The sequence below is a fragment of the Streptomyces sp. SID5910 genome (assembly GCF_009862125.1).
GTDB lineage: Bacteria > Actinomycetota > Actinomycetes > Streptomycetales > Streptomycetaceae > Streptomyces.
Genome location: NZ_WWHX01000323.1, coordinates 1 through 412, shown reverse-complemented (window position 1 = coordinate 412; position 412 = coordinate 1). Strand labels below are relative to the sequence as shown.

Annotated in this window: 1 protein-coding gene; it reads left to right on the top strand. The window is 73.8% G+C overall.

Going from position 1 to position 412, the window contains the following annotated elements; genetic code table 11:
- Positions 1-412: HAD-IC family P-type ATPase (locus GTW67_RS10945; protein WP_161164608.1), on the top strand; the 412-nt coding region annotated here is incomplete at both ends.

The window sequence follows — 412 nt, the reverse complement described above, 5'->3', positions numbered from 1 at the left end:
GACACGCAGCTCGCGCGGATGGCGAAGCTGGTCGAGGACGCGCAGAACGGCAAGGCCGCCGCCCAGCGGCTCGCCGACCGCATCTCCGCGGTCTTCGTCCCTGTCGTCATCGCCCTGGCCCTGGCCACGCTCGGCTTCTGGATCGGCAACGGCGCCGGGCCGACCGCCGCGTTCACCGCCGCCGTCGCCGTCCTGATCATCGCCTGCCCCTGCGCCCTGGGCCTCGCCACGCCGACCGCGCTGATGGTCGGCACCGGGCGCGGCGCCCAGCTCGGCATCCTCATCAAGGGCCCCGAGGTCCTGGAGTCCACCCGCAGGGCCGACACCATCGTCCTGGACAAGACCGGCACCGTCACCACCGGCCGCATGACCCTGCTCGCCGTGCACACCGCCGCCGGTAGAGGTCCGCGTC